The organism is Streptomyces lushanensis (assembly GCF_001700515.1).
Taxonomy (GTDB): Bacteria; Actinomycetota; Actinomycetes; order Streptomycetales; family Streptomycetaceae; genus Streptomyces; species Streptomyces lushanensis.
The window spans coordinates 1-16,024 of the sequence record NZ_MAUD01000258.1; the positions used below are offsets into that span (position 1 = coordinate 1).

General features: G+C 70.4%; 13 protein-coding genes. 7 read left to right on the forward strand and 6 right to left on the reverse strand.

Features of this window, described 5'->3' with window-relative positions; genetic code table 11:
- Window positions 1-112: 112 nt before the first annotated feature.
- The 3 genes from BFF77_RS20940 to BFF77_RS20950 are packed head-to-tail and all read right to left on the reverse strand — an operon-like array spanning window position 113 to window position 2,637.
- On the reverse strand, window positions 113-757 hold the full coding sequence (locus BFF77_RS20940; protein WP_066952213.1) for a DUF2567 domain-containing protein: 645 nt from the start codon (window positions 755-757) through the stop codon (window positions 113-115).
- Between the two features lie 34 nt (window positions 758-791).
- A complete protein-coding gene (locus BFF77_RS20945) occupies window positions 792-1,616 on the reverse strand; it encodes an ABC transporter permease (RefSeq protein WP_066952215.1) in 825 nt (274 codons plus the stop codon).
- A 49-nt stretch (window positions 1,617-1,665) separates the two neighbouring features.
- A complete protein-coding gene (locus tag BFF77_RS20950; RefSeq protein ID WP_211280287.1) occupies window positions 1,666-2,637 on the reverse strand; it encodes an ABC transporter ATP-binding protein in 972 nt (323 codons plus the stop codon).
- Window positions 2,638-3,087: 450 nt separating this feature from the next.
- Between BFF77_RS20950 and BFF77_RS20955 the strand changes: the two genes are divergently transcribed.
- Window positions 3,088-3,594, forward strand: coding sequence for a Dps family protein (locus BFF77_RS20955; RefSeq protein ID WP_066952219.1), 507 nt, complete (start codon window positions 3,088-3,090; stop codon window positions 3,592-3,594).
- A 94-nt stretch (window positions 3,595-3,688) separates the two neighbouring features.
- Here BFF77_RS20955 and BFF77_RS20960 read toward each other — a convergent pair whose 3' ends face one another.
- Entirely contained in the window at window positions 3,689-4,951 is a 1,263-nt protein-coding gene (locus BFF77_RS20960) for an NYN domain-containing protein (RefSeq protein WP_066952221.1), read from the reverse strand.
- A 236-nt stretch (window positions 4,952-5,187) separates the two neighbouring features.
- On the opposite strand from BFF77_RS20960, the gene BFF77_RS20965 reads away from it, so the two are divergent.
- The gene (locus BFF77_RS20965; protein ID WP_066952223.1) at window positions 5,188-5,376 is read left to right on the forward strand and encodes a hypothetical protein; all 189 of its coding nucleotides are present in this window, start codon (window positions 5,188-5,190) and stop codon (window positions 5,374-5,376) included.
- Window positions 5,377-5,560: 184 nt separating this feature from the next.
- On the opposite strand, the gene dnaE is transcribed toward BFF77_RS20965, so the two are convergent.
- The gene (gene dnaE, locus BFF77_RS20970) at window positions 5,561-9,100 is read right to left on the reverse strand and encodes a DNA polymerase III subunit alpha (RefSeq protein WP_066952225.1); all 3,540 of its coding nucleotides are present in this window, start codon (window positions 9,098-9,100) and stop codon (window positions 5,561-5,563) included.
- A 238-nt stretch (window positions 9,101-9,338) separates the two neighbouring features.
- On the opposite strand from dnaE, the gene BFF77_RS20975 reads away from it, so the two are divergent.
- The 4 genes from BFF77_RS20975 to BFF77_RS20990 all read left to right on the forward strand — a co-directional run bounded on the left by BFF77_RS20975 (window position 9,339) and on the right by BFF77_RS20990 (window position 14,171).
- A complete protein-coding gene (locus BFF77_RS20975) occupies window positions 9,339-10,679 on the forward strand; it encodes a DUF2252 domain-containing protein (RefSeq protein ID WP_066952227.1) in 1,341 nt (446 codons plus the stop codon).
- A 114-nt stretch (window positions 10,680-10,793) separates the two neighbouring features.
- A complete protein-coding gene (locus BFF77_RS20980; protein WP_066952230.1) occupies window positions 10,794-11,477 on the forward strand; it encodes a hypothetical protein in 684 nt (227 codons plus the stop codon).
- 76 nt (window positions 11,478-11,553) lie between these two features.
- Complete coding sequence (locus tag BFF77_RS20985; RefSeq protein WP_066952232.1) at window positions 11,554-12,369, forward strand: DsbA family protein; 816 nt, start codon at window positions 11,554-11,556, stop codon at window positions 12,367-12,369.
- A gap of 140 nt (window positions 12,370-12,509) precedes the next feature.
- The gene (locus BFF77_RS20990) at window positions 12,510-14,171 is read left to right on the forward strand and encodes an alkaline phosphatase D family protein (protein WP_066952234.1); all 1,662 of its coding nucleotides are present in this window, start codon (window positions 12,510-12,512) and stop codon (window positions 14,169-14,171) included.
- 63 nt (window positions 14,172-14,234) lie between these two features.
- Here the strand turns inward: BFF77_RS20990 and BFF77_RS20995 are convergent, their stop codons facing one another.
- Window positions 14,235-14,804, reverse strand: a complete 570-nt coding sequence (locus BFF77_RS20995) for a dienelactone hydrolase family protein (RefSeq protein ID WP_066952279.1) — start codon at window positions 14,802-14,804, stop codon at window positions 14,235-14,237.
- Between the two features lie 43 nt (window positions 14,805-14,847).
- Between BFF77_RS20995 and BFF77_RS21000 the strand changes: the two genes are divergently transcribed.
- Window positions 14,848-16,002 carry a mechanosensitive ion channel family protein gene (locus tag BFF77_RS21000; RefSeq protein ID WP_066952236.1) on the forward strand — a complete coding sequence of 385 codons (1,155 nt, stop codon included), beginning with the start codon at window positions 14,848-14,850 and terminating at the stop codon, window positions 16,000-16,002.
- Window positions 16,003-16,024: the final 22 nt, after the last annotated feature.

Sequence of the window (16,024 nt, forward strand, 5' to 3'; positions counted from 1 at the left end):
CCCACACACCGCACCCGCGCCACAGGCGCACCGCCGCCAGGCGCACCGCGCACCACCCCCACCACGGCCCCCCGCCGGGAGGCGCACCGCCGGGAAGCGCACCCGCCAAGCGTTACGACGCCGGAGGACCGTACGACGGACCCCAGTCCCACTCCGGTTCCGGATCGCGCGGGCCGAACAGCGCCGTCAACGCCAGATGCACCACCATCGCCGCCACCGGCCACGCCAGCAACGCGCCCTTCGCGTTCAGTTCGAGCGGCGCGTCGAACGCGACACCCGTACCGGCCGCCTTCGCGTGCGCCACCACGTCCGAGGTGGGGCCCAGCCAGGTGCCGAGCTGCCAGGCCAGCACCGCGCCCAGCAGTCCGCCCAGCGCGAGGCCCACCACCAGCGGGATACCGCCGCGCCTGCGGAGGAGGAACACCAGCGCCGCGCTGAGGGCGCCGAAGCCGAGTGCCAGCAGCAGGAACGTACCGTCCGCGGCGACAGCCTCCTCGCCCTCGGTGTCCTGGAGGAAGACCGCCGTGGCGTCCGAGATCAGCGGAACGCGCGGGGCCAGCCACAGCCACAGCAGCCCGAGCACCAGCCCCGAGACCGCGACGGCCACCAGTACCACGGCGGCCTGGCGGATCTCGGTCCTCATCTCGGAGGCATCCTTCTCCGCGCCGTCCCCGGCGAAGGGCATGGCCCCGGCGGGCGGTGACAGCCAGGGGTCGTCGTGCGGCGGCTGGTGAGGCGGCGTCAGAGGTGCGGTCACTGTGCCATCGTGCCAGGCCCGGCCCCGTGATGCCTCATCGGACCGCCGCGCGCCGGTACGCCCGGGTCGCCACGGCCAGCGAGACGACCCCGACGGCCGCGCACACCGCGAGATCGAGACCGACGGCCGCCCAGTCGGGATGCGCGTCGAACGTACGGGCGAGCGCCTCGACGCCATAGGTGGAAGGCAGCAGGTCACGTGCGTAGACGACCGGCTCCGGCAGCCGGTCCGCCGGCAGTACGCCCAGCAGCAGCGCCGCGGACATGCCGAGCTGGCCCAGCAGAGTGGCCAGCTCCTGGCGTGGCGCGAGCAGCCCGAGCGCCGCGCCGAGCCCCGCGAGGGCCGCGCCGGAGAGCGGAATCACCGCCACCAGCACCCAGAGATGGGTGAGCGGCAGATCGAAGAGAACGCTGCCGGTGACGGCCGTGACCGCCGTGCCGGGCACCGTGAACGAGGCGTACGCGCCCGCCGCGCCCAGCACCACCGCCGCCGGCGGCACCGGGAGCGTCGCGTAGTGGTCCAGACCGCCGCTCGCCCGGAGCTGACCGAAGTACTGGGCGAGCAGATTCAGCGCCACGAACGCCACGACCAGCACACTGGACCCGGCGACGACCGCCCGTGCCTCATCGCCTCCGTCCACGACCCCCCGCATCAGGACCATGATCCCGACGGACTGGAACGTCGCCACGAAGAGCAACGGGATCCGCGCGACCCGTGCGCGGGAGAGCTGGGCGCGGTAGACGGCGGCGAGCGAGGGCAGCAGCCGCGCCCGGGGCGCGAGCGGCGCGGGGCCGCCGTCCACCGGCTTCACGGTGTCCGCCGCTCTTCCGGACACGGCCTCCACGGGCACGATGCTCACCTGGCGCTGCTCCTGTTCGCTCCGTACATGCGGGACATGGGGACGGCGCTCATGCCTTCACCAGCCCCTTCGTGCTCCCGCCGAGCGCCAGATAGACATCCTCCAGGCTCGGCGTGGCGAGCGTGAAGTCGTCCAGCGCGGCGAAGGCCGCGCCACCGGTCACGGCGGCGACGGCCGCGCGCGCCTCGTCCGGGGCGAGCCGTAGCACCCACCGACGGCCGGACTCCTGCGCGAAGCCGCGCAGCGCGGCGACCTCGGGAACGTCCAGGGGCGCGCGCTCGCGCCACACCAGCTCCACCCGTACCTCACCCGCGACCTGTTCCTTCAGTCCCGAGGGGGTGTCACAGGCGATGACCTTGCCACGCTCCAGCACCGCGACGCGGTCGAGCACCGTCTCGGCCTCGATCACATTGTGGGTGACCAGCAGGACGGTCGCCCCGTGCTCGGCCCGCCGCCGGTCCACCGCGGCCCACACCGCGCGCCGTGCGACGGGGTCCATCCCGGTGGTGGGCTCGTCGAGTACGAGTACGGGCCGCTCCCCCACCAGCGTGGCGGCGAAACAGGCGAGCCTGCGCTGCCCGCCGGAGAGCTTCTTCAGCGGACGTCCGGCGATCGCGGTGAGCCCCAGCTCCTCCAGCACCAGATCCCGCTCGACCCGCGCCGCCCGCAGCCCGAGCCCGCGCAGCCGGCCGGTCGTCTCTGCGGCGAGCGCGACCGTCAGCTCGTCGAGCGCGGTGGATTCCTGCCCGAGATAGCCGATGAGCCGCGAGGCCCGCTCGGGATGGCGCACCAGATCGTGTCCGAGGACCTCGACCTCGCCGGAATCGGGCCGCATCAGCCCCGTGAGCTGCCGTACGAGCGTGGACTTGCCGGCTCCGTTGGGCCCGAGCAGTCCGAAGATCTCACCGCGCCGCACATCGAGCGAGATCCCGTCGGTGGCGCGCACCGCCGGTGTCCCCGGAGTGCCACGTCTGCCGCGCGCGGCGGGGTACGTCCTGACCAGATCGCGCACCACGCACACCGTACTCACGAGCAACGACCATACGGGGTCCCGCCGACCACCCGGCCCTTGGGTCACATTTCCCCACCCGGCATCGGACGGGCTCCCCCGCAGGAGGCCACCGCTTCGCCGGGGCGTGTGCCATGGCCCGGCCGGCGCCGCGCGGTCCGGAAGGGTGCGTCCGACCGGGCGACCGTGAGCGGGCCGACAAGGGCTCGGGTGGCCGCGTCCTCGGCTACGGCCGGTGCCTCGCGCGGGCGGCGCGACGCCCGATGCGGCGGCTGGGGACCGGCGAGCCGGGAACGCCGCCCGCCGTGCCCGCCGGGCCACGCCGGCACGACCGGACGGGGTGGGCCGGCGAACGGAGCGCCCGGTGGCGGCGCAGAGGGACCTTCATAGGCTGGATGGCGTCGGCCGACGGGCCTCCGGAGCAGGAGGCCCGCTCTCTTGTGCTCTCAAAGGAGAGACGTCATGACCGCTTCGTCCGCCCCCGGGGGCTCCCGACGCTCGGAGAACGACGCCGCCCGGTTCACGGCCTCGCCGCAGCTCGCCCGGGCCTTGCAGCAGATCGTGGTGGACCTCGTCGAACTGCATCTCCAGGGGAAGCAGGCCCACTGGAACGTGGTCGGCCACAACTTCCGGGACCTGCATCTGCAACTGGACCAGATCGTCGCCGACGCCCGGGAGGCGGCCGACACCATCGCCGAACGCATGCGCGCCCTCGCGGCCCGGCCGGACGGCCGCTCCGACACCGTCGTCGCGACCACCACCCTTCCCGCGTTCCCGGAGGGGGAGCTGAGTGTGAGCGCCGTGGTCGACCTCGTCACCCTGCGCCTGCGTACCGCCGTCGACACCCTGCGCACCCGTCATGACCAGATCGACGGCGAGGACCCCTCCACCGCCGACCTGCTGCACGCGATCATCGACTGCCTGGAGAAGCACGCCTGGATGGTCAGCGCGGAGAACCGCTCCGTCTGACGCCGGTCCCGCCGTACGGCCGGCTCCGTACGGCCGTCCTCGAAGCGTCCGCGGTCCTGCGCCGCCGCCCGGCGGGAGCGGCGCGACGGCGCGGTCAGCCGGGGTGCGCCTCCGCCGCGCGGACATCGATCTCCCGCCAGAACCCCGCCCTGATCGCATACCGGTCGTGCTCGTCGATCTGGTCGTCCTTGTGCGCCAGCAGCCCGAACCGCGCCGCGTACCGCAGCAGTTCCCCGTCGATCCGGTGCGGCACCCGCGGGTACATCACCGACAGCTTCTGGACATGGCTCGCGTCCGGCAGCCGCTCCATCCAGCGGCGCGCGAAGACCTGTCCCACCTCGAACGGATCCCCGCCCACCGTGGTGATGTCCTCCTCGCGGTCCGCCCAGCGCTGCTCCGCGCTGGTGAGCTGCGCCAGCGTCGGCAGCGACGCCGTCTCCGGCGGCTCACCCGCCGTACCCCCGCCCGGCCGCTCCACCCATCCCTTGTCGGAGGACCACCGGAGCGTCGCGCTCGCGGGCGGCTGGGCCGGCTGCCCGCCGGGGCCGCCCGGCGCGCGCAGGCTCGCCAGGTCCTTGGGAGTGGGCACGCTCTTCGCGCCGACGGCCGGCGGATGCGCCTCGGCGGTGCCGTGCTCCACGACAGGCGGCGCGGAGCCGTTCCGCCGTTCCGCCCTCGTCTCCTCCTCCTCCGTCGCACGGTCGGCGGACGCGGCGAGCGCCGACTCCGGCAGCGGCGCGGAGAGGATCGCCGCGATCTCGGGCCGCGGGGCGGGAGAGGGCGCGCAGATGCCGCCCAGATCCTTGGCGCGTACGGCCTTGGTGATCCAGGACCGGTCGAGCACCCGCCGCTCGTCGGCCTCGGCGACCAGATCCTCGGACTGGTTGTAGTCGCCGTCGGCGGCCTGCACCGCCCACAGGTGTACGGCGACGCCATGTTCCTTGGCCGACATCAGCCCCGGTAGCAGATCTCCGTCCCCGGTCACGAGCACGACGTCGGAGCAGGCACGATTTCTGGCCAGCTCGGTCAGCTCCGCGTGCATCGCGGCGTCGACCCCCTTCTGCGCCCAGCGCCCGTCACTGCGGGTCAGCGCGCCGAGCCGTACGGTGACACGGGACATGACCCGTAGCCGCCGGTGCTCGGGCTGCGGGACCCGGTCGGGCGCCCCGTCGAACCAGTAAATACGGAGCAGCGGCTGTTCCGTATCGGCCTCGGCGCGTTCGCGCAGGCCCTGGATGAGGGCGGCGTGGTCGACGGTGATACGGGAACGTGCCGGTTCTCCGGCGAGAAGACTCGCGGCGGCGCCCAGCAGATAGCCGGCGTCCACCAGGACGACGCAGCGGTCCACGTGTTCCACCCTCTTTCGGGAACCTCGGGATCGGGAGATCGGGAGTTACTGCGGGTTTGCTTCGAGTCTGCCCGACGGCAAGAGGGTTAACGTCCGGAACTCGATCATCGGCGTGGCGGATCGCCGGTCGGGCCCGCGACAAGGCACCACTACCGACGGCAATGATCCAGAATGCGGCCGTTCGTGGCCTATGTGACGCTGAATGCGGCCCTGGACCCGACTCATCCCCCGCAGGAGGCAGCACCATGGCCAAGAACAAGAACCGCGACCGTCGGGACCGAAGTAGTAAGCAGCCGCACCGCACCGAGCCCCAGCGTGGCCACGAGGAGACGGGATCCTCGTCCATGGAGGACCGGTCCGGGGAGAGGCTGTCGAACATCTCGCCGACGGATGACGCGCACAAGGGCCGGCAGAAGCGCTTCGGCCACAACTAGGCCACGACTAGGCCACAGCTGACCGACACCACGCGGCCCGGCGCGCCGGACAGGCCCGGGACGAAGCACGAGGGGCACGCCCACCACAGGGCGTGCCCCTTCTCCGCACACGGGTCACCGGGAACGCACGGGGTACCCGGAACCCCCCGTGCCGGACCCTGCCACCGGCCTCCTGGCCCAGGACCTAGCCGGCCAGGCAGGCCGGGCCCAGCAGTACCTTCAGATCGCCGAAGAGCGCCGGATCGGGCTGCACCCGGTGCCGGTCGAGCCGGAGCACCGTCGTCTTGCGGGCGCCCTGGAGCTTGATCCTGACCTCCGAGTTCCCCCGGTGGTGGCTGAGGATCTCGCCGAGCCTGCTGATCATCGGCGGAGTGACCTTGACCGTGGGAATGGTGATGGTGACCGGCGCGTCGGTCCCCGCCGACGACAGGTCCGGCACCGACAGCTCCATCGCGACCAGCCGCGGGATGTCCTCGCGCTTGTCGAGACGGCCCTTGACGAAGACCACCGTGTCCTCGACCAACTGGGTCGAGACCAGTTGGTAGGTGGCGGGGAAGAACATGCACTCGATGGAGCCGGCCAGATCCTCCACCGTGGCGATCGCCCAGGCGTTGCCCTGCTTGGTCATCTTGCGCTGGAGGCCGGAGATGATGCCGCCGACGGTCACGACCGCGCCGTCCGCGTGCTCACCGCCCGTGAGCTGGGCGATCGCCGCGTCGGCCTTGTCGGAGAGCACATGCTCCAGACCGAAGAGCGGATGGTCGGAGACATACAGTCCGAGCATCTCGCGTTCCTGCGCGAGCAGATACGACTTGTCCCACTCGACGTCGGAGAACTCGACGTCGAGCCCGAAGCCCGGCTCCTCGTTCTGCTCGTCGCCCATGCCGCCGAAGAGGTCGAACTGCCCTTCGGCCTCCTTGCGCTTGACCTGCACCACATTGTCGATCATCGGCTCGTGGTGGGCGACCAGGCCCTTGCGGGTGTGGCCCATCTCGTCGAAGGCACCGGCCTTGATCAGCGACTCGACCGTGCGCTTGTTGCAGACCACCGCCTCGACCTTGTCGAGGAAGTCCGGGAAGCTGCTGTACTTCCCCTTCGACTTACGGCACCGGATGATCGAGTCCACCACGTTCTGACCGACGTTCCGCACCGCTGTCAGACCGAACAGGATCACATCGTCACCCTGTGCGGCGAAGTTCGACTGCGACTCATTGACATTGGGCGGGAGCACCTTGATGCCCATACGACGGCACTCGTTCAGATAGACCGCCGACTTGTCCTTGTCGTCCTTGACCGATGTCAGCAGCGCCGCCATGTACTCGGCCGGGTGGTTCGCCTTCAGATACGCGGTCCAGTAGGTGACCAGTCCGTACGCGGAGGAGTGGGCCTTGTTGAACGCGTATCCGGCGAACGGGACCAGCACGTCCCACAGGGCCTGGATCGCCTCGTCGGAGTAGCCGTTCTTCTTAGCGCCGGCCTGGAAGAGGACGAAGTTCTTCGCGAGCTCGTCGGCCTTCTTCTTGCCCATCACGCGGCGCAGGATGTCGGCCTCGCCCAGGGAGTACCCGGCGATGATCTGGGCGGCCTTCTGCACCTGCTCCTGGTACACGATCAGGCCGTGGGTGAGGCCGAGGACCTCCTTGAGCGGCTCCTCCAGCTCCGGGTGGATCGGGGTGATCTCCTGCTGGCCGTTCTTGCGCAGCGCGTAGTTCGTGTGCGAGTTCATGCCCATCGGGCCCGGCCGGTACAGGGCCGAGACGGCGGAAATGTCCTCGAAGTTGTCCGGCTTCATCAGCCGCAGCAGTGACCGCATCGGGCCGCCGTCGAACTGGAAGACACCGAGCGTGTCACCGCGCCCGAGCAGTTCGAAGGTCTTCGGGTCGTCCAGCGGCAGGGCCAGCAGATCGAGATCGACGCCCTTGTTCGCCTTCACCATCTTGACGGCGTCGTCCATGATGGTCAGGTTCCGCAGGCCCAGGAAGTCCATCTTCAGCAGGCCGAGCGACTCACAGCTCGGATAGTCCCACTGTGTGATGGTCACGCCGTCGGTGTGCCGCACCCAGACCGGCACATGGTCGGTGATCGTCTCGCTCGACATGATCACACCGGCCGCGTGCACACCCATCTGCCGGACCAGGCCCTCCACACCCTTCGCGGTGTCGATGACCTTCTTCACGTCCGGCTCGTTCTCGTACATCCCCCGGATCTCGCCCGCCTCGCTGTAGCGCGGGTGCTTGGGATCGGTGATGCCGTTGAGATCGATGCCCTTGCCGAGCACATCGGCGGGCATGGCCTTGGTGAGCCGGTCGCCCATCGCGTACGGGTAACCCAGCACCCGCGCCGAGTCCTTGATGGCGTTCTTCGCCTTGATCTTGCCGTAGGTGCCGATCATGGCGACCTTGTCGGCGCCGTACTTCTCCGTCACGTACCGGATGACCTCACCGCGCCGACGCTCGTCGAAGTCGATGTCGACATCGGGCATCGAGATGCGCTCGGGGTTGAGGAACCGCTCGAAGATCAGACCGTGTTCGATCGGGTCGAGGTCGGTGATGCCCATCGCGTACGCCACGATCGAACCCGCCGCCGAACCACGCCCCGGGCCGACCGCGATGCCGTTGTTCTTGGCCCACATGATGAAGTCGGCCACCACGAGGAAGTACCCCGGGAAGCCCATCTCGATGATGATGCCCATCTCGTACTCGACCTGCTTGAGCCGGTCGTCCGGGATCCCGTTCGGATAGCGGCGGGCCATGCCGCGCATGGTCTCCTCACGGAACCAGGTGACCTCCGTGAAGCCCTCCGGCACATCGAACTTCGGCATCAGGTTCTGCTCCTGGAACCAGCCCTCCGTATCGATCTGCTGCGCCACCAGGAGCGTGTTGGCGCAGCCTTCCTGCCAGGCGTCGGAGGAGTCCACCGCGTACATCTCGTCGGTCGACTTGAGGTAGTAGCCGGTGCCGTCGAAGCGGAAACGGTCCGGGTCGGAGAGGTTCTTGCCGGTCTGGATGCACAGCAGCGCGTCGTGCGCCGTGGCCTCGTCGGCGTAGGTGTAGTGCGAGTCGTTGGTGACGATCGGCGGGATGCCGAGCTTCTTCCCGATCTCCAGCAGCCCGTCGCGCACCCGGTGCTCGATCTCGATGCCGTGGTCCATCAGCTCCAGGAAATACCGGTCCTTGCCGAAGATGTCCTGGTACTCGGAAGCCGCCTTCAGCGCCTCGTCGAACTGCCCGAGCCGCAGCCGTGTCTGGAGCTCGCCCGACGGGCATCCGGTGGACGCGATCAGCCCCTCGGACCACTGGGCGATCGTCTCCTTGTCCATCCGCGGCCACTTCTGGAGCCAGCCCTCCGCGTACGCGTCGGACGACAGCCGGAAGAGGTTGTGCAGCCCTGTCCTGTTCGCCGCCCAGATGGTCTTGTGCGTATAACCGCCCGAACCGGAGACGTCGTCGCGCTTCTGATGCGGCTGGCCCCACTGGATCTTCCGCTTGTTGCGCCGCGACTCCGGCGCCACATACGCCTCGATCCCGATGATCGGCGTCACACCCGCCTTCTTCGCCTGATGGAAGAAGTCATAGGCCCCGTGGAGATTGCCATGGTCCGTCATCGCGATGTGGGACATGCCCATCTCGTTGCACGCCTTGAACATGTCCCCCAGCCGCGCGGCACCATCCAACAGCGAGTACTGGGTGTGGACATGCAGGTGCGTGAACGGCGGCTTGGTCACGGTGAAGGCCTCCAGCGAACGTACGGCACTGTGTGTTTTCCCGGACGCAATCCCCGGGCCCCCGGCTGCGGACAGTCTCGGGGGGACAGCGTCGAAGTCTACGTCCCGGGACTGACAGCGGACGGGCACTCGCGAGTAACGTCATGCGTTGCCCGGGAGAGGGCTCCGGCTCCGCCGGACCCGCCCCTCACCTCAGGTACCCCACCCCCGATTGTCCTGCGCCAGGAGGCACACAGCCATGTCGGTCCCGCGACCCGTAGAGGCAGCTGACGAACAGCGCGGCGAGGAGATCCTCGCCGTCTTCGACACCGCGTTCGGTGCGCTGCTCGCGGCCGATCCGGCGGCCTTCCGGGTGAAGTTCCGGAAGATGGCCGCCTCCGCCTTCGCCTTCTACCGGGGCACGGCGAGCCTGTTCTACAGCGATCTGGAGCAGGAGCGCTCCGGCGGGACCACGGGTCCCTTCCTCGACGAGCGCACCGGCCGGGTCTGGATCCACGGCGATCTGCACGCCGAGAACTTCGGCACGTACATGGACGCCAACGGCCGGCTGATCTTCAACGTCAACGACTTCGACGAGGCGTACATCGGCCCCTTCACCTGGGACCTGAAGCGCTTCGCGGCCTCCCTCGCGCTGATCGGCTACACCAAGGCGCTCAGCGACGCGCAGATCACCGAGCTGGTGGAGATCTACGCGGGCGCCTACCGCGAGCGGATCCACGCGCTGGCCACCGGCGCCAAGAACGACGAGGTGCCGCCCTTCACCCTGGACACCGCCCAGGGCCCGCTGCTCGGCGCGCTGCGCTCCGCCCGCTCGCTGACCCGCTTCGGACTGCTCGACTCGATGACCGAGATCCGGGAGTACGAGCGGCGCTTCGCACCGGGCGGCGGCTCCATCGAGCTGGACGCGGCGACCCGTTACAAGATCCTTGCCGCGTTCGACGGCTATCTGGAGACCCTCCCCGAGTCCAGCCTGACCCGGCCCGACTCGTACCGCGTGAAGGATGTCGTCGGGCGCCGGGGCGTGGGCATCGGCTCGGCGGGCCTGCCCTCGTACAACATCCTGCTGGAGGGCAACAGCGACGCCCTGGAGAACGACGTCGTGATCTATATGAAGCAGGCGCAGACCCCGGCGGTCTCGCGGCACATCACCGACAGGACCGTCCGGGAGTACTTCCAGCACGAGGGCCACCGCACGGTGATCTCGCAGCGGGCGCTCCAGGCCCACGCCGACCCGTGGCTGGGCTGGACCGAGCTGGACGGAGCCGGCCAGCTCGTGGCGGAGGTCTCCCCGTACGCCGTGGATCTCGACTGGTCGGATCTGGACGACCCGGAGGAGATCGCGGCGGTCGTCGCCGATCTGGGCAGGGCCACGGCCACGATGCACTCGGCGGCGGACGACGAGAGCGGCCATTCGCTGGTGCCGTTCTCCACGGAGCGTGCCATCGACGCGGCGATCGCGGCCGACGAGGACGGCTTCGGCGAGCTGCTGGTGGACTTCGCGCACGGCTACGGGGCGCGGGCCAGGGCGGACCACCAGATCTTCGTGGATCTGTTCCGCAACGGCCGGCTGGCCCCGTAGGAACGGCCGGCCGGCCCCGCAGGACCGGGCCCGGCGTGTTCCCGGGCCCGGCCCGCACACTCACAGCCGGGCCTTAAGGGCCGCTTACAGGGGCGCGTGGCACACTCGGCGGCGATGGACATATCCGGGACGCGGCTCAGGGCCACGCGGGCGGCACTGTTCACGGCACTGGCCGTGACGCTGTCCGCGGGCTCGCATGTGCTGCTCTCCCGGGCCCCCGTGCCGCTGTCCCTGGTCGTCGCGCTCAGCGCCGTGGTCTTCCTGCTCGCCTACGCGGCGGCGGGCCGCGAGCGCGGCTACTGGCGGATAGCGGCCCTGCTCGTCCCGCTCGAACTGGCCGCGGACACCGTCCTCACCAGCGGCCAGCATGTCTGTTACGGACCGGCGGGCGGCCCCGTCGCGGGGTCGCTCCGCTCGGTCGGCCTGGACGTCCTGTGCGGCGGCGCCCTCGGTGCGCCGCTGCCCGCCGTGGTCTCCGGGGACTCCACCGCAGCCACTCTGCTGAACTCCCCGGACCCGGCCCTGCCCTGGCTGCTGCTGGCCGCCCATGTCTCGATCGGGCTGCTCGCCACGTACTGGCTGCGGCACGGCGAGTCCGCGCTGTCGGGTCTGGTACGGACCGTGGCCGTGGCCGCGTTCCGGCCGCTGCTGATCGCGGTCACCGTGGCGGGCACGGCCGTCGGTGCCGTACGCCGGTGGATCCGCCCGGCGGACCGTCCGCGCCCCGCCCGTACCCGGTTCCTCGTGCACTCCGTGGGACGGCGGGGGCCGCCGCTTCTCGCGCTCAGCTCCGTCTGAGCGTCCGAGCAGGCTGCCCCTCTCCCGTCCCCGCTCCGCTTCGGCGGAGGCATGTCATCACACGGAGTCATTCATCATGAGCGCACGGAACAGCAAGACGAACAAGGCGGCGGCCCGCGAGCGGCTGCGCGAGGAGCGCGAGCGTCAGGCGAGGAAGGACAAGGTCCGCCGCCAGCTCATCGTCGCGGGATCGGCCGTCGTGGTCCTCGCGATAGCGGGCGGTGCGGGCTTCGCCGTCGTCCAGGCGAACAAGCCCTCGCACTGGGAGGCGATGAAGGACGAGACGGGTGTCGTCGCGCCCGGGAACACCGAGGGCACGGACGGCACGACCGTCGTCATCGGCAAGGCCGACGCCAAGAAGACGCTCGAACTGTACGAGGACCCCCGCTGCCCGGTCTGCGCGGGCTTCGAGCAGACGGTCGGCGAGACGGTCCAGAACGATGTCGACGCCGGCAAGTTCAAGGTCAAGTACATCGGCGCGACCTTCATCGACAACTCCGACAACGGCACGGGCTCGAAGAACGCCCTCTCCGCGCTGGGCGCGGCACTCAATGTGAGCCCCGAGGCCTTCATGCAGTACAAGGCCGCGCTGTACTCGGCGAAGTACCACCCCGAGGAGAGCGAGGACAAGTTCGCCAAGGACAGCTATCTGATCGAGGTGGCCGACTCGGTGAACGCGCTCAAGGGCAACAAGGCGTTCCAGCGGGACGTCGAGGACGGGACGTACGACGCCTGGGCGATGAAGATGTCCGCCGTCTTCGACAAGAGCGGTGTGGGCGGCACCCCGACCCTCAAGATGGACGGCAGGAAGATCACCGCGGAGGGCAGCGAGAACGCGCCGATGACGGTGGCGGAGTTCAACACGGCGATCACCAAGGCCCTCGCCGCGTAGAAGCGGAGAAGCACCGGGGCGTAGAGGCGCCGGGGCGTAGAGGCGGTGCAAGGCCCCGGCTGGTGACCGTCGCGCGGCCGGTGTCCGACGGGCAGACGAACATTCCCGATTCGTCTGCCCGGTCGGCCTACTGGTCAGTAATGTGCTGGTCCGTGACCAGTCTTCCGCCTTCTTCGCCGCGTCGCCGCACGGTCGTCAAGGCCGCTGCCGCCACCGCCGCCGCCACCGCTGTCGCCGCTCCGGTCGTTCTCGGCGGCACCGCCTCCGCCGCCGAGGCCCCCGCCTTCCTCCACGGTGTCGCCTCCGGGGATCCGCTCCCGGACGGTGTGCTGCTCTGGACCCGGGTCACCCCCTCCTCCGACGCCGTGCCGGGCTCCGGCAGGGGAGCCGAGACCGAGGTGGGCTGGGAGGTCGCCGAGGACAGGGAGTTCGCGTCCGTCGTCGCCCGGGGCACCACCACCGCCCGGGCCGCCTCGGACCATACGGTCAAGGTCGATGTGAGGGGCCTGCGCCAGGCGACCGTCCACCACTTCCGCTTCACCGCGGGCGGGACCGTGTCCCCGGTCGGCCGTACGCGCACCGCCCCCGCACCCGGCACCGCCGCCCCGGGCGTGCGCTTCGGAGTGGTCTCCTGCTCCAACTGGGAGGCCGGCTACTTCTCCGCGTACCGCCATCTCGCCGCCCGCGCCGACCTGGACGCCGTCCTCCATCTCGGCGACTACATCTACGAGTACGCGACCGGTGACTTCCCGGCCGCGGAGTATGCCGTACGGCAGCACGAACCGACGCACGAGATCGTCACCCTCGCCGACTACCGCACCCGCCACGGCCGTTACAAGACCGACGCCGACCTGCGGGCGCTGCACGCGGCCCATCCCCTGATCGCCATCTGGGACGACCACGAGTTCGCGAACGACGCCTGGTCGGGCGGCGCGGAGAACCACACGCCCGGTACGGAAGGCTCCTGGGCCGAGCGGGCGGCGGCGGCCCGGCAGGCGTACTTCGAGTGGATGCCCGTCCGCGCCTCCACCGAGGGCACGGTCTACCGCCGGCTGCGCTTCGGCTCACTCGCCGATCTCCATCTGCTGGATCTGCGCTCCTTCCGCTCGCAGCAGACGACCGCGGGCAACAGCGCGGTGGACGACCCGGAGCGTACGATCACCGGCCGCGCCCAGCTCGACTGGCTCAAGGCGGGACTGGCGGGCTCGGACGCCGCCTGGAAGCTGGTCGGCACCTCCGTGATGATCTCGCCCGTCGCCTTCGGGTCCCTCCCCGTCCATCTGCTGGGCCCGATAGCCGAGCTGCTGGGGCTGCCCAAGGAGGGGCTCGCGGTCAACGTCGACCAGTGGGACGGCTACACGGACGACCGCAAGGAACTGCTCGCGCATCTCACCCAGCGCGGGATCAAGAACACCGTCTTCCTGACCGGTGACATCCATATGGCCTGGGCCAACGATGTGCCGGTCACCGCCGCCACCTACCCGCTCTCCCGTTCCGCCGCCACGGAGTTCGTGGTCACCTCGGTCACCTCCGACAACCTGGACGACATCCTCCATGTACCGGCGGGCACGGTCTCCGTGGTCGCGGCGGCGGCGGTGCAGCTCGCCAACCGCCATGTGAAGTGGGTGGACATGGACCACCACGGCTACGGCGTGCTCGATGTCACCGCCGAGCAGACGCAGATGGACTACTACACGATCTCCGACCGGACCGATCCCGGAGCGACCGCCTCCTGGGCCCGCTCCTACCGCACGGCGTCCGGCTCGCAGCGGGTCGAGAGGGCGGAGCGGCCCGTACGCTGACCCGCGGCGGCCACGGGATCCGTCCGGCCGGCGAAACCGCGGTACGCGCGCCGCAGGACACGCTCAGAGCGACGCGATGAACGCCAGAGCGATCCGCCAGGTCTCCTCGGCGGCCGGCTCGTCGTAGTCCGGCAGACCGGGATCCGTGTAGAGATGCCCTGCCCCCGGGTAGCGGTAGATCTCCACATCGGCCCCGGTCTGCCGCATCCGCAGATACCAGGCGGTCAGCCAGTCGTGCGACTCGAAAGGGTCCGGGTCCGCGACATGGAGCTGTACGGGCAGCTCGTCCACGGACGCGTTCTCCGCGATGTCGGACGTGCCGTGCAGGAGCAGCAGTCCGCGCGCCTTGGTGTCGCCCAGCGCCAGGGTCTGCGCGACGGAGCCGCCCAGCGAGAATCCCGCGTACAGCAGACCGCGCTCGGAGTACGGCGCGGCGGCCAGGACCGCGCGCCTCAGCAGCTCCTCCTTGCCGATCTTGTCCTTGAGGGCCCTGCCCTCCTCCACGGTCTCGGCGGTCTGTCCGTCGAAGAGGTCGGGCACGTGCACCCGGTGCCCGGCCGCACGCAGCCGGTCGGCCGCATCATGGACGGCGGGGCGCGGACCGTGGACGGAATGGAAGAGCATGATGTCCATCCGGACATCCTGCCAGCCCGTGTCGTCGACCAGCGAGGGAGCCATGGAGAACGTACTGCGCCCACTGACCGTGCTCGGGGGCTCGGTCCTGCTCACCCTGGCCGTCGGCTGGGCGGCCGACCAACTGCTGCGCCGCGCGGACCGGCGCCATCCCGAGATCCCGCTCTGGGGCCTGCTGCGCCGCTGCCGGCTGCCGTTGCAGGTGGTCCTGCTCACCACCATGCTGCGCGGCTCGTTCCGTGAGACGGGCTGGTGGATCTTCGAGAGGTACCACACGGTGATCGGCCGGGCCCTGTCGCTCGTGCTGATCGGCGCGGGTGCCTGGCTGGTCGTACGGATCGTGTCCGCCGTGGTGGAGTCGGCGTACGCGCGCTACGCCTCCTCCACCCGCGATCCGGCCCGGGTCCGCCGGGTCCGTACGCAGGTGACGCTGATCATGCGCATCGTGGCCGCGGTCGTCGTGGTGGTGGCCGTCGCGGCGATCCTGCTGACCTTCCCCGACATGCGGGCGGTCGGCACCTCGATGCTGGCCTCGGCGGGCATCATCGGCATCGTCGCCGGTGTGGCCGCGCAGTCCACGCTCGGCAATCTCTTCGCGGGCTTCCAGATCGCGTTCGGCGACATGGTGCGGATCGGCGACACCGTGGTGGTGGACGGCGAGTGGGGCGTGGTCGAGGAGGTCACGCTCACCTTCCTCACGGTACGGACCTGGGACGAGCGGCGGATCACGATGCCCGTCTCGTACTTCACCAGCCAGCCGTTCGAGAACTGGTCGCGCGGCGGGATCCAGATGACCGGCACGGTCTTCTTCCAGCTCGACCACTCCGCGCCGGTGCCGCTGATGCGCGAGAAGCTGCACGCGATCCTGCTGGAGTGCCCGGCCTGGGACGGGCGCGACTGGAATCTGGCGGTCACCGACACCACTCCCAGCACGATGGAGGTGCGGGCGGTGGTGACGGCCAAGGACGCGAGCGACATCTGGACGGTGCGGTGCGAGGTGCGGGAGGCGATGCTCGCCTGGCTGGCCGAGGACCACGCGTACGCCCTGCCGAGGATCGGTACGGCGCCGGCGGCGATCCTGCCGACGCAGAGCCGCGGAGAGCAGGAGCCCGCGTCGGAGCCGGAGCGCTCCGACAGACATCCCTCCGGCGCGGGCACCCGCGAGGACTCCGGCCGGCCGGGCCCCGACCGGGACTGACGGTCCAGGCCCCGGGCGCCCC